This is a genomic window from Bacillus sp. Y3 (genome assembly GCF_008123875.1).
Lineage (GTDB): Bacteria > Bacillota > Bacilli > Bacillales > Bacillaceae > Bacillus > Bacillus altitudinis.
In genome coordinates, this window is record NZ_VSSC01000007.1 from 16,460 (window position 1) to 30,191 (window position 13,732).

The 13,732-nt window shown below is 42.0% G+C and carries 14 protein-coding genes; 6 read left to right on the plus strand and 8 right to left on the minus strand.

Translation table 11 applies throughout. The features are described from left to right. The first annotated feature begins 189 nt into the window (after positions 1-189). From FXF70_RS15930 to comJ, 3 genes are all read left to right on the plus strand, one after another. A complete protein-coding gene (locus FXF70_RS15930; protein WP_007498233.1) occupies positions 190-618 on the plus strand; it encodes a NucA/NucB deoxyribonuclease domain-containing protein in 429 nt (142 codons plus the stop codon). Between the two features lie 126 nt (positions 619-744). Continuing rightward, entirely contained in the window at positions 745-2,442 is a 1,698-nt protein-coding gene (locus FXF70_RS15935; RefSeq protein WP_035703163.1) for a methyl-accepting chemotaxis protein, read from the plus strand. A 136-nt stretch (positions 2,443-2,578) separates the two neighbouring features. After that, positions 2,579-2,965, plus strand: coding sequence for a competence protein ComJ (gene comJ, locus FXF70_RS15940; protein WP_148780710.1), 387 nt, complete (start codon positions 2,579-2,581; stop codon positions 2,963-2,965). 1 nt (position 2,966) lies between these two features. Here the strand turns inward: comJ and FXF70_RS15945 are convergent, their stop codons facing one another. Then, positions 2,967-3,773, minus strand: coding sequence for an AAC(3) family N-acetyltransferase (locus tag FXF70_RS15945; RefSeq protein ID WP_148780712.1), 807 nt, complete (start codon positions 3,771-3,773; stop codon positions 2,967-2,969). A 24-nt stretch (positions 3,774-3,797) separates the two neighbouring features. Further along, the gene (locus tag FXF70_RS15950; protein WP_008347846.1) at positions 3,798-4,217 is read right to left on the minus strand and encodes an Lrp/AsnC family transcriptional regulator; all 420 of its coding nucleotides are present in this window, start codon (positions 4,215-4,217) and stop codon (positions 3,798-3,800) included. Between the two features lie 115 nt (positions 4,218-4,332). Here FXF70_RS15950 and FXF70_RS15955 point away from each other — a divergent pair, with 115 nt between their 5' ends. Next, positions 4,333-5,097 (plus strand): MBL fold metallo-hydrolase, encoded by a 765-nt coding sequence (locus tag FXF70_RS15955; protein WP_148780714.1) that lies wholly within the window; start codon positions 4,333-4,335, stop codon positions 5,095-5,097. Between the two features lie 46 nt (positions 5,098-5,143). Here FXF70_RS15955 and FXF70_RS15960 read toward each other — a convergent pair whose 3' ends face one another. Beyond that, positions 5,144-5,473 carry a YckD family protein gene (locus tag FXF70_RS15960; protein ID WP_007498247.1) on the minus strand — a complete coding sequence of 110 codons (330 nt, stop codon included), beginning with the start codon at positions 5,471-5,473 and terminating at the stop codon, positions 5,144-5,146. A gap of 238 nt (positions 5,474-5,711) precedes the next feature. On the opposite strand from FXF70_RS15960, the gene FXF70_RS15965 reads away from it, so the two are divergent. Both FXF70_RS15965 and FXF70_RS15970 read left to right on the plus strand, forming a co-directional pair. After that, the gene (locus tag FXF70_RS15965; protein WP_395947871.1) at positions 5,712-6,527 is read left to right on the plus strand and encodes a transporter substrate-binding domain-containing protein; all 816 of its coding nucleotides are present in this window, start codon (positions 5,712-5,714) and stop codon (positions 6,525-6,527) included. 12 nt (positions 6,528-6,539) lie between these two features. Then, positions 6,540-7,217, plus strand: coding sequence for an amino acid ABC transporter permease (locus FXF70_RS15970; RefSeq protein WP_008347854.1), 678 nt, complete (start codon positions 6,540-6,542; stop codon positions 7,215-7,217). Positions 7,218-7,444: 227 nt separating this feature from the next. Here FXF70_RS15970 and FXF70_RS15975 read toward each other — a convergent pair whose 3' ends face one another. From FXF70_RS15975 to FXF70_RS15995, 5 genes are all read right to left on the minus strand, one after another. Further along, on the minus strand, positions 7,445-8,743 hold the full coding sequence (locus FXF70_RS15975; protein WP_008342056.1) for an arsenic transporter: 1,299 nt from the start codon (positions 8,741-8,743) through the stop codon (positions 7,445-7,447). Between the two features lie 129 nt (positions 8,744-8,872). Then, positions 8,873-10,105: a PucR family transcriptional regulator gene (locus FXF70_RS15980; protein WP_148780716.1), complete on the minus strand. Its 1,233-nt coding sequence runs from the start codon at positions 10,103-10,105 to the stop codon at positions 8,873-8,875. A 125-nt stretch (positions 10,106-10,230) separates the two neighbouring features. Next, positions 10,231-11,778, minus strand: coding sequence for an L-glutamate gamma-semialdehyde dehydrogenase (pruA, locus tag FXF70_RS15985; RefSeq protein WP_007498254.1), 1,548 nt, complete (start codon positions 11,776-11,778; stop codon positions 10,231-10,233). 23 nt (positions 11,779-11,801) lie between these two features. Next, complete coding sequence (locus FXF70_RS15990) at positions 11,802-12,719, minus strand: proline dehydrogenase family protein (RefSeq protein ID WP_007498256.1); 918 nt, start codon at positions 12,717-12,719, stop codon at positions 11,802-11,804. Positions 12,720-12,880: 161 nt separating this feature from the next. Next, the gene (locus FXF70_RS15995) at positions 12,881-13,684 is read right to left on the minus strand and encodes a nucleotidyltransferase domain-containing protein (protein WP_148780718.1); all 804 of its coding nucleotides are present in this window, start codon (positions 13,682-13,684) and stop codon (positions 12,881-12,883) included. Positions 13,685-13,732 lie beyond the last annotated feature (48 nt).

A 13,732-nucleotide genomic window follows, 5' to 3' on the forward strand; every position in this document is an offset into this window, starting at 1 on the left:
AGCATATATGTTTTTTGAGCAGCAAAATTAAATTTTTATGAGTTTGTACAACGAGGAAAAGAGCATAAACAGGTAAAAAACGTTTTTCGAACTTTAAAAGACGTTTTTTCAAAACGAGGAGAAATTGGTAAGTAATTCTGCTATACTTCTGTTTACAAAATACGCTAAAGAGAAAGAGAGCTAGCATCTATGAAACTTCTTAAAACCATTCTCTTGCTTTTATTGATTGTCATTGGTATAGCGACAGGCTATGTCCAACTAGGGCAACATAAACAAGAGACGACAAACTCTTCTTATGACAAAACCATTCACTTTCCATCAGATCGATATCCAGAAACCGCGAAGCACATAGAAGAAGCTATTGACGAAGGTCATTCTTCCATTTGCACCATTGATCGAAAAAATAGTGATGAGCAAAGAGACAAATCACTTCATGGCATTCCAACAAAGCGTGGTTATGATCGTGATGAATGGCCAATGGCGATGTGTAAAGAAGGTGGAGCAGGGGCTTCTGTCAAATATGTACGTCCTTCGGATAATAGGGGGGCAGGCTCTTGGGTAAGTCATCAATTATCAGATGATCCTGATGGCACAAGAATCCAATTTATTATCGAGTAGCACTAACTTTCCTTTTTTCATAACAAAAATTTCTGTGTAAGTGCATTCATGTATATCAAACATTTTTTTCATGCCGATAATCTTTAAGGAGGGTTACCCTACCTTATACCTAAAGGAGTAAAAAGCATGAAAAAAAAAGGAAAACTGAGGCTTGGCGCCAAAATAATGCTGATCTTTTTAAGTGTCCTCATCGTATTTTCAGCAGTGGTTGGTTATGTAGTGAACCGCGAAATGACAGAGAACATTAAGCAAATGGCCACCGAAAAAGCAAAAGGCGATCTAAAGCTAGGATACGCTTACCTAACTGAAAAGGTTGCTGGCTCGTGGCAGATAAAAGATGGCAAGCTTTACAAAGGAAATACTCAAATCAATAACCATGACACATTGGTTGATCAATTAGCCGAATATACTGGTGATACAATCACGATTTTCCAAGGAAATACCCGTGTTGCCACAAATGTCATGTTAAACGGGAAACGAGCTGTAGGAACCGAAGTCTCACCTGAAGTAAAGGCCGCCGTTTTGGATAAAGGCGAGAATTATTACGGAACAGCCAATGTTGCGGGGAAAGATTACCAAACGGCTTATATGCCCATCAAAAATGATACAGGGGAAACGATTGGTATTTTCTATACCGGTGCAAATCAAAGCATGATTTCACAAATGCTTCAGTCTTTCTTTATTCAATTTGTCACGGTTCTACTGTTAAGTTTAATTGTTTCTGTTATCATTATTTCTATTTTCACAAAGCGGATTCAGACACGTCTCAAACATATGGCATCTGCTATTAAGAGTGCAGGCGAAGGAAATTTAACCATCAACGTGACAGATCACACAGGCGATGAACTTTCTGAGCTGGCAGGTCACTTTAATAAGATGCGTGAGAAATTAAATCAAACCATTTTAAATGTGATCAAAACATCGGAATTAGTAGCCACTTCTTCTGAGGAGCTGTCAGCTAGCGCAGAAGAAACGAGTGCAGCATCAGAAAAAATTACCCATACCATTCAAGAAGTCGCTCAATCGTCTGAACAGCAATCAGCCCAAATGACAGCTAGTGAGCACACGATGAGACAAGTATCTAACGAGCTGGTAAACATCACTGAAAATGCGGGACAAATGGCAACAAGAAGCCAGTCCGCACAAGAAATGGCCCAAAAAGGTGTACAAAATATCGGTGAAGTCAATTCACAAATGACATCAATTGCAAAATCAATTGAAGAGAACGGTACAGCAATTCAAGCGCTAGAAACACGTTCAGCCGAGATCGATCAGATTTCCAAAGTGATTACAGATATCGCTAACCAAACAAATCTACTTGCTCTTAATGCGGCCATTGAGGCAGCACGCGCAGGTGAACATGGAAAAGGTTTTGCCGTTGTGGCAGACGAAGTGAGGAAGCTCGCAGAAGAATCGCAAACCTCATCCAACATGATTTCACATCTCATTTCTGAAATACAAAAAGAGATGAATCATTCGACGAGTGCCATTAAACGAGTACGAGAGGAAGCGGCTCAAGGGGCTGTTCTTATTTCTCATACAGAGGATTCATTTATTGACATTCAGCAGTCAATGAAGGAAATGGCAGATGGCATTCAACATTTATCAGATGCATCCCAAAAAATCGCAGCTTATACAAATGATGCGAAGCAGACCTTTGCCTCTATCACAGAAGGCGTTAAACTGACGAGTGAACATTCACAACAAGTAGCAGGTTTAACAGAAGAACAATTCGCAGCAATGGAAGAAGTAACAGCTTCATCAGAGGCTCTCGCCCATTTAGCAGGAGACCTAAAAGAAATGGTTTCGCAATTTCACATCTAGATCCCTCAAACAGTAGCGCAAGACGGCGACAATCGTCTTGCTGCCTAACATTCTCTTCAATTATCTTACTTTCAAACATTCACTTTTCAACATGATCGCCAGCTGGACAAATTTTATGAATAAAGGAGTTATCTATATGAATGATTTAAATCAAACGTATCCCCTATCTATCTCCTATCACCAAATCACCGTATACACTGGAAGCACGACGCCACCTGTGATTGATTGGACAGATGACGATATTCTTCAAGGATTCGCAACTGGGGATCGAGGTATTTCTTTTGAAGGCATCAATAATGGAAAGGCTTCTATTATCGTGACATTAAACAGCCATGAGCCTCCATCATCCGTTGATAGAGTCATCACAGTGCCATTTGCTCAATCAAGTGATCATGTTTATCTGACAAGCGTCATGGCACAGGTACTGTCTTTCTCCATTCCAAAAGGAGACTATCAACTCACCTGCTATATATCTGAGCACCCTGATCAAGATCTCTATTATTTTGATTTTCAGACTGCTTAGATCACGCCTGGTCGTACTGCTCAAGCCATTTTTCTGCAAAATCGACTGATTCTCTCATCGGCAATAAATACGAATTAGCTAGCCCGATTTGACTGTGGTTATAACTACATTCTGATTGTAAAAAGTCACGACCAATCTGTTCAAATAGTTCTTCTCTTGTGATGATATCTTGATACTCTTTCCACACCCTCCAACCATTCTCTAAAATGGGGGCCCCTCGTGTCATGAGGTCTTGCTGTGAGATTCGATATTCAGCTAAGTGAAAAGCTGTCACACTTTCGAATGACGTGCCAATTAGCAGCACTTTTGCACCAAGATCGTACATACGTCCAAGAGGTGAATTTTCTCCTAAACCATAAGGAAGCGCATGGTGGTTCAACACTTCATGTTTCCTTTTCCCCCAGGCGGTGAATGAGAAATGAGGATGATTGCTTCTTTCTACGCCTGGGTATTTCCAAAAGGTCTCCGCTACCTTTCCCATTGCTGTTGGAGCTGTGTACGCCGGATCAAATGCAGGCATCGTGTCTTTGATCGGTTTCCACCAAGAATAAGGAACAGGCGGATTGATCCAATCAGCAGGATCAGACAGCTCTAATGTTTGTGCCGGCATAATCAGTGTTCCTTCATCTGTTAAAATATCCATCATAGCTTGGATAACGGCTATAGCTCCTCCATTCACCCAGCCAATAGATGACAAGGATGAGTGGACACATAAGATCATGCCCTTCCTTACACCAAGTTGAACCAAATCCGCTTTGATTCTTTCCTTTGTGATCGGTTCAGCCTGATGTTCAATTAATCTTTTCATCGGTTATTTCCTCCTGCGCCTCATCTATTCTTGATGAGTGAGACGTTTCACAGCGATAGACAATTTATAATTTGCATGCTTTGTTAGCTCCGTTAAAAATTGATCAAGCTCATCATGACTGGAGAAATGTCCTTCAGCCATATAACAGCCCTCTCCACTAATTTTAAACAGGTTTTTGATTTCTTCCTTTTGATGGAGAAACGATAAAAGCGGTTCATGATCATAACTTCGGGTAAAGAGCTGCAAAAATGTTTGGATGTTCTGCTGTGTCCGCCAGTTAATTGAAATGGTATAGGCTTCAATAATCCCCTCTTCTTCAAGCTTTAAAACTCTATTTTTAGCAGCTTGACCGGTTAAATGGACTTTTTCACCAAGTGCTTTCATCGTCAATCGGCTATTCTTTGAGAGTTCTTTTAATATATCCATATCTGTTTTGTCTAGCATTGGCTCACCTCTTTCAAAAATCAAGTCGTTCCGCTGAAAGACTTTCATGACCCTCTGTCACATGAGGCTCTTTTAATATACTGTAAACTTAATAAGAAAAAAAGGAGGCCTTCTAATGAAAATAACACTCATTCGTAATGCTACTTTATACCTTCAATATGGTCCGTCAACATTTTTAATCGATCCCTTTTTAGCAGCAAAAGGAACCTATCCACCGTTCCCGCATACTGCCAATCAACATGTAAACAATCCAATTGTTGAGCTGCCTGCAAACATTGATTTGGACAAGATATTACAGCCGGATGCTGTCCTGCTCACTCATTTACATGTAGATCACTTTGACGACGAGGCAAAAAAGAGATTAGCTCAAACTTTGCCGATCTATACTCAATCAGAGAAAGATCGCACGGAAGTAAAAGAAGCTGGATTTCAGCATGTTACATGCATTGAAGATGAAATGGAAATTTGCGGTGTTCATATCAAACGAACTGGCGGGCAGCACGGGACAGGAGAAACCGCTAAACGGATGGGACAAGTGAGCGGTTTTGTTTTCTCTCATCCTGATGAGCCTACTCTTTATATTGCAGGAGATACCATTTGGTGTGATGAGCCGAAAGAGGTTGTGAATACATGCCAGCCAGATATTATTGTGGTCAATAGTGGGGCTGCCCAATTTTTAGAGGGAGATCCCATTACGATGACAAAGGAAGAGATTGTAGACATTCACCATACTCAACCACAAGCTCAAATCATCGCCTGTCACCTTGAAGCCGTGAATCATTGTTTATTAACAAGAGCGGCATTAACATCTTACATTCAAGAGAATCATGCAGATCAGGCCATTTTTGTCCCTCAAGATGGTGAGACGCTGACCTTTTAACACATAAACAATAAAAACCGGCACCTTGCTGCCGGTTTTCTTGAACTTATGGTCGATGGTGCTGTGGTTTTTTTAGTAATGGAACAAACCCGTTATTTTTTAAGTGATTGTAATGTTCATCCATTCGTTTTGTGATGTGCGTACCTTGTTCCTTCGTTAACACACCATACTGAACGTATTTTTCGATCACTTCTTTTCGTTTAGACAAAATTTGCTGTTCAAGTACTTCAATTTGTTTTTGTTGCTCTGTCGTTAATTTTACTTGATGCGTGACGGGGCGCTTTTCCATTTGTGGTGTTTCTCCATGAGCCGTATTCACTTGAAAACCAAATAATATCACCATCGTTAGTATGATCAAACCACTTGTTTTTTTCATCTCTGTCGTTCCCTCCTTTATTCGATTTTAATTTGCGCATCCTTTCCTTTTTTATACATTATTCACACCGTCAAATTGCACATAATATTCTTACTTTTTCGCTTTTCATCTGAAAACGTTGTCCTAACTGAAAAAGCGTGCTATGTTTTGTTTTGTATAAAAAATAGAGGAGGATTCTTAAATGAGTCGTTTTTATCATAGAAAACCTATATGGGTGCTGCTTGTTGTGTCTGCTCTCATGCTTGTCATGTCTGCTTGCAATCAATCAGGCTCACCTCAGTCTGGAGAATCAAAGTGGGATCAGATTCAAAAGAAAGGGAAAATCGTGGTCGCTACTTCAGGCACCTTGTATCCTACGTCTTACCATGATACATCTAACGGCAAGGATCAATTGACTGGCTATGAAGTGGAAGTCGTCAAAGAAGCATTTAAGCGCCTTGACGTAAAAGTAGAATTTAAAGAAATGGGTTATGATGGTATGCTCAGTGCCATTAATTCAGGTCAGGTGGATGCCGCTGCAAACGATATCGACATCACAGATGACAGGAAAGATAAGTTCGCCTTTTCAACACCTTATAAATACTCATATGGAACCGCTATCGTCAGAAAAGATGATCTGTCAGGTATTAAAACGCTAAAGGATTTAAAAGGAAAGAAAGCAGCAGGTGCTGCAACGACCATTTATATGGATGTTGCCCGTAAGTATGGTGCAAAAGAAGTCATTTATGATAATGCTACAAACGAGCAATATTTAAAGGATGTCGCAAACGGCCGTACAGATGTCATTTTAAATGACTACTACTTGCAAACACTGGCGCTTGCTGCATTCCCTAAGCTAAATATTACGATCCATCCAGACTTAAAATACATGCCGAATGAACAAGGGTTTGTGATGAAAAAAGACAATACAGAGCTGCAAAAAGAATTAAATCGTGTATTAAAAGAGATGAAAAAAGACGGAACCATGAAAAAGATTTCGGAGAAATTCTTTAATCATGCTGACGTCTCAAAGAAAATTGATGTTGATGTCGAAGATGTCGACATTTCTAAATAAGGAGCCGCAGCCGTGGGAGATATTCATTTAGAATATATCTTTAATCCTGCACTGGCAAAAGCGTCATTTCCATTTGTCATGAAAGGCATCTGGCTGACGCTGCTCATTTCTTTTGTGAGCATGTTTTTTGGTACGATTCTAGGCTTTTTTATTGCCCTTGCTCGAATGGCAAATACGTGGTTCCTTCGGCTGCCTGCACGGCTGTATATTTCATTCATGCGTGGGGTTCCCATTCTGGTCATTTTGTTTATCCTTTATTTCGGATTCCCTTACATCGGCATTGAATTTACAGCTGTCACTGCTGCTATTATTGGATTCAGCTTCAATAGTGCTGCATACATTGCCGAAATTAACCGGGCGGCTCTCTCCTCTGTTCCAAGTGGTCAAGTGGAAGCCGCCAAATCACTTGGTCTCAGTTATTGGCAAACGATGCGTGGAGTCATTTTGCCTCAATCCGTGCGCATTGCACTGCCGCCCCTGACCAACGTCATGCTTGATTTAATCAAAGCTTCCTCACTAGCGGCAATGATTACTGTGCCAGAACTCTTCCAGCAAGCAAAAATTGTGGGTGGACGAGAATTTGATTATATGACCATGTATATATTGGTTGCCTTGATTTACTGGGGCATATGCAGTGTGGTCTCATTGCTCCAAGACTTTTTGGAAAAACGCTATGCAAAATATCTATAACAACAAAAAACAGATCCATTGGATCTGCTCAGATTGTTAACAAAGGGCTAAAATGAACTTGATTTTAGCCCTTTGTTTCCTTTTCAGCGTAAAAGAAAACCTTTGCAGTCTAGGAAGGACGAGCACTGGAGCAGAGCGAATTTGACATTCGTGAGCACCAGCGCGCAGGACTGACACCGAATGCGAGGGTTTGTCTTCACGCTGAGCAAATCCATTGGATCTGCTTTTTAATGTATCAACCATAACCACACATACAACCCCAATAACGTGATGATCAGCGTCGGTATGGTTAGAATGATTCCAGCTTTCATGTATGCCCCCCAAGAAATATGCACACCTTTTTTCTTCAAGACATGAAGCCACAGCAATGTCGCCAATGAACCGATTGGGGTCATTTTCGGACCAAGGTTTGAGCCGATGACGTTGGCATAAATCAGTGCATCTCTCATCACACCTGCTGTATCTGTGTGACCGATGGCAATCGCATCAATTAAAACGGTTGGGAGGTTGTTCATGACAGAGGATAACACGGCTGCCAGAACCCCCATAAACATCGTTCCCGCAAGTAAACCGTGTGACGCCCCCTGTTCAATCCACGCCGCTAAAATTTCTGTCAGGCCGACATTTTTCAGCCCATACACCACGACATACATGCCGATAGAGAAAAACACAATCGACCACGGCGCTTCTTTGACGACTCGTTTTGTCGCTACTTGTGGACTCCGTTTCGCCAGCCATAAGAAAGCAATGGCAATGCCTCCTACAATGATTGACACCGGAATGCCTGCCAATTCCCCAGCAAAATATCCAACAAGCAAGCACCCTAACACATACCAAGATAACCGGAACATGCGCAGATCACGAATGGCCGAAGCTGGTTCCTTCGCCTGCGAAACATCGTACGTTTTCGGGATGAGTTTCCGATAAAACACATACAGCACAAGCATACTAGCGCCAAGCGATACAAGGTTTGGGACGAACATGTTTGCTGTATATTCAAGAAAGCCAATATGAAAATAATCGGCTGATACGATATTGACCAAGTTACTAATGACAAATGGCAAAGACGTCGTATCTGCAATAAAGCCGCTTGCCATGACAAATGGCAGGATCATACGCTCATCCAGCTTCAGCGCTCTGACCACAGATAAAACGATCGGGGTTAAGATAAGTGCCGCTCCATCGTTGGCAAAAAAAGCTGCTACCACAGCGCCGAGCAATGTTAAATAAATAAACATGCGGACCCCGTTCCCTCTTGCGGCTTTTGCCATATGAAGTGCCGCCCATTCAAAAAAACCAATCTCATCTAAAATCAATGAAATGATGATAATTCCAATAAATGCAAAGGTGGCGTTCCAGACAATTTGGGTAACTTCCCATACATCGCCCAAATGAACGACCCCAAAAGCAAGAGCAAGAATCGCTCCCCCGCACGCTGACCATCCAATGGTTAAACGTCCTGGCTGCCAAATGACAAGGACGAGGGTCATGATGAAAATCAAAATGGCCAAGGTGACTGATCCCAAAGGTGGCCCTCCTTTCACTTTCCTCATAAAATCTTTATCTATCATACAACGAAATAAGGCAATTGTATGCCATTTTATGATCTCGCATAAAAATCCGCAGGTCATCCTTTGCACCTGCGGAGTCCATACCTATTGATCTTTTTTCATCAGCATCAATTCAATAAATAACTCACAACGCTGGCTAAAATGCCTTAAATCAATAGACGTCATTTCAAAAATTTGTTTCATTCGATAGTTTAGTGTATTTTGATGAATAAACAACTGCTCTGCAGCTGGCTTTAGCTTGCAATTATTCAATAAGTAGACCTCTAAGGTTTTTAAAAATGATGTTTGGCTGTCACGGTCTTTTTCCTTTAGGCGCAACAAATCTGGATTGAAGTCGTTTTTCTTTTTTTGGTGACTGTAAATCGGGTCTAAGAACCGGAAGACCCCCAAATGCTCGTAATCGTATGGAATTAATTCCTGTCCGCCGACAATCTTCACTGCTTTCACGACTTCTATCGCTTCAAATCGACTTGTGCTCATTTTCATGACATCTCGATATTCTCTTCCCATCCCAATATATAAAGGAGATGGGTGGGTATGCGTTTTCGATTGAAGATGGGCGACGACATCCGCAGCGGTCGCTTTTGGTGAGTGGCGATCTGACAAACTGCCTAATATCACGACGATGTCTGCTTGCACAGAGTAGACATGATTGACCTTGTCTTCTAGCTGTAAATAGGTTCTAATCACATCCTTCACATCTTCTGCCGTCTCACTTTTGTTATCGGCGGCATGAACAACCATCACAGTAAAGACAGCTGGCAGTGGAATGCTTAAATTCTCAGCTTCCCATTTTAGCTCTTCTTCTGTATAAAAATGATCATCCATGACCTTTTTGAAGAACTCTTCAATCTTGCCTTCCTTTTTCTCCAACTGTTTCTTATTTTTATAAATAACTTTTCCAACTTGAAACGATGCCTCGTGTAAAAATTGCAGCTCCTCTTGAGAGAGAGAATCCTCAATGTCCTGCACCCAAATAAAGCCGACAACCTCTTGTTTGTGCTTGGCGCTTACAGCCACTCGTCGATTAAACCCGAGCTCATCATGACCATTCACATAAAAAGGATTTGAATCTGTATATAGCTGCTCAATGACCCCTGTTTTTTTTAACCAATCCACCACAGCTCCCGGACATTCCTTTGAGAAAATGGTTTGCTGATTGACTGGGTCGAACTGCTGGATGCTGTAAGAATTATAAGCAAGCAGCTGACATTCAGTACTTTCTAAAATGACTGGTTTCTTTAAATAACCACTAATAAATGCAATTAATTTATCGACATCAAAAAATGTATGAAGCTTTTCTAATATCTCTTCCATCCCGATTGCTCCCTGAATAAGTGATACATTTATCATACTTCTTTCCAGTCAGATTTGTATAGAAACAAGTCGTAGACAGGTAAAAAAAGCATGAACTCGCCTGCACGAGTTCATGCTTTTCCATATTAAAACATTTCGCTGATCGTTTTGGCCTGCATGTGCAGAGCAAGGTAATCTGGACCGCCTGCTTTTGAATCAGTTCCTGACATTTTAAAGCCGCCAAATGGGTGGTAACCCACAATCGCTCCCGTACAGTTACGGTTAAAGTAAAGGTTCCCGACATGGAACTCCTGCTTCGCACGGTTGATGTGATCACGATTATTTGTAATGACCGCACCGGTTAACCCGTATTCTGTGTTGTTGGCTACTTCAAGCGCCTCATCAAAGCTTGAGACTTTTGAGAAAGCTAGGACAGGTCCAAAGATTTCTTCTTGCATTAAACGAGATGTTGGCTCTAGATCTGCAAACACGGTTGGATGAATGAAGTACCCTTCTGAATCATCACTTGTTCCGCCAGTGACTAGACGGCCTTCTTGCTTGCCAATCTCGATATATTCTGTGATCTTGTCAAAGGAAGCTTGATCAATGACAGGTCCCATGTACACATCAGCTGATAACGGATTCGCTGTTGTTTTCGTTTCTGTGATTTCCTTCACTCGCTCAACGACTTGGTCATACAGCTTCTCGTGGACGACAGCACGAGATCCAGCTGAACATTTTTGACCTGAGAATCCGAAGGCTGATGTGAAAATGGCGTTAGCCGCTAATTCAACATCTGCATCCTCATCTACAACGACTGTATCTTTACCGCCCATTTCAGCAATGACACGCTTTAAATGCTGTTGTCCTGGCTGTACTTTTGCCGCACGTTCAAAAATACGTGTGCCCACTTCTCTTGATCCAGTGAATGTAATAAGGCTTGTTTTCGGATGATCTACTAAGTAATCTCCTACTTCTGCTCCGCTACCTGGCACGAAGTTGACAACACCTTTCGGAAGACCTGCTTGCTCCAGTTCTTCTACAAAGCGGGCTGCAATGACAGGCGTCGCACTTGCTGGTTTTAAAACAACTGTATTCCCTGTGACGATTGGTGCAACGGTTGTTCCTGCCATGATCGCAAACAAGAAGTTCCATGGTGGAATGACAAGCGTCACGCCAGTTGGTGTGTACACATATTGATTGCGTTCCCCTTCGCGGCTGTTCACCGGTTTGCCTTTCGCAAGCTCTAGCATTTGACGGGCATAATACTCTAGGAAGTCAATGGCTTCTGCTGTATCTGCATCCGCTTCATTCCAAGGCTTCCCTGCTTCTTTTACGAGAAGGGCTGAATACTCATGCTTTTTACGGCGAATGCTTGCCGCAGCGCGGAATAAGACGCCGGCTCTTTCTTCTGGAGACGTGTAGCGCCATGTTTCAAACGCTTTTGCCGCAGCTTGAATCGCTTGCTCTGCCTCTTCTTTCCCAGCTTTTGATACGGTACCCACGACTTCTTCCTTCTTCGCTGGATTGATCGAGACAATCTTGTCTGTTGTTTCGATTCTTTCTCCATTAATCACAAGCGGATAGGTTTGCCCAAGTGATTCTGTTACTTTTGCTAATGCTTGTTCAAACGCTTGGCGATTTTCTTCCTGGCTAAAATCCGTGAATGGTTCATGCTTGTAAGGTGTTGTCATCTTTGTCACGCTCCCGTTTCAAATTATTTTCTCGTCATCCCTTTTAAAGCAAATGCAATGTTTGCCGGTCGTTCTGCAAGACGTCTCATGTAGTAGCCATACCACTCTCGTCCATACGGGGTGTAGACCCTCATTTGATAGCCTTCCTTCACGAGTGCTTGCTGCGTTTCTGATCTCATGCCATACAGCATTTGAAATTCGAACTGATCTGTCTGTATATTGTGTTTTTTCACAATATGTTTCGTAAATTCGATCATTTGATCGTCATGTGTCGCAATGGCTGTATAATTCCCTGAGAGTAACTGCTTTTCGATCAGCTTCTTGTAATTCTGATCGACGTCTTTTTTGTTTGGATACGCCACTTCGGCAGATTCCTTATAGGCACCCTTTACAAGTCTTAAAAATGGCTGCAACTCATTTAGGTCATCAAGATCTTGTTCTGTTCTGTACAAATACGCCTGCAAAACCGTACTGACATACTCATATTGAGATTTCATTTCTTTAAAAATGTCCAGCGTTTTTTGACAGCGCTGTTCATCCTCCATATCAATTGTCACCATAATACGGTGTTTCTCTGCCGTATCTAAAATGCTTTTCATATTGCGATACACAAGGTCATCGTCAATATCTAAGCCAAGCGATGTCATTTTAAGTGAGACGTGGGAATTGAGTCCCGCCTCTGCAATTCGCTGAATGGTTTGAATACACTCATTCGTCCGCTCATTTGCAATCTCTGCCTTTGTGACAAACTCACCAAGGTGATCAACCGTTACGGCCATACCTTGATCGTTTAATCGTTTGATGACAGGGATAGCGCTCTCAAAATCCTTCCCACCGATGATTTTCTTTGATGCAACAGCACTTCCCCAATTACGAGCAATATGGTTCAAGAGACTGCTCTTTGACAAAAACAAGAAGAAATTTCTTGTGACCGACTCCATAAAGGGCACCTCCCACTCTTTGTAAGCTATGTCTTTATTGTAAGGCTCATGAGCTGTCCGCTACAATATTTGAAGATGACAAAAATTCTGACTTTTTTTGTGGTTTTATCACAATAAGAGATAAAAAAGAGCCTGCCGCTAACCGACTGGCTCTTTCATGCTTACGCCCACACCTCATCAAGGGTAGACTGCAACAGCTTATTTAATTCTTGCATCAGATTATCTTTCGGCTGATTGTAGCTTTTCACCAATTCATCAAAACGCGCCAGCTCTTTGTCGATAAATGGATGGACATGTACAAGGCGGTCCTCTAAATCCATTTCTTCTCCGTCCATTTTACGTTTGAGCAGTTCGTGAATTTCTGCTAACAGCGGGCCTTCCTCCACTAGCTCCTTGAGTAATTCATGAAAGTCCATGGGTGGAACCGTCCGGTAGCGTTCGATCCACTGGCAGGCAAGCAGTGGACGGAGCACATAGAAATACTTCTTGATTCGCACCTGCTCTCCTCGTAAATGCCGGCTTTCATTCCGCTTCGCCATATTGAGGTAATGATACATCAATGCTGCGGGATAAAACGCTCGATCCTTTAATTCTCTCAGCTGCTTGGCTAGAGAGAAGGATTCACCATAAATGATGTCAGAAGACAGCCATTCCATAATGGATGGATTCGATTTATTGAATAAACGCAACGCCTTTCGCAGCTCCCAGCCGCTGATATCAAGCATGTCATCAATCGGCCGTTCTATGACATCTCGATGTTCTTCCATCGCCCAGTACCATTCCTTCCGGGGAACGTATAAAAAGCGAACATCATAATCACTGTCAGTTGAAGGAAATCCCCATGCCCTGCTGCCCGATTCAACGGCGAGACAAATCTTGACGTCATACGTTTTTTCAATGATTTTCAGCTCTTCCTTAATTCTTTCTCTCAAGTGTCCATCAACTCTTTCTATAGAATTCTGCATGACTTCTTCACCTTTTGGGAAAATACGAATAAGACATATATGAAAAAG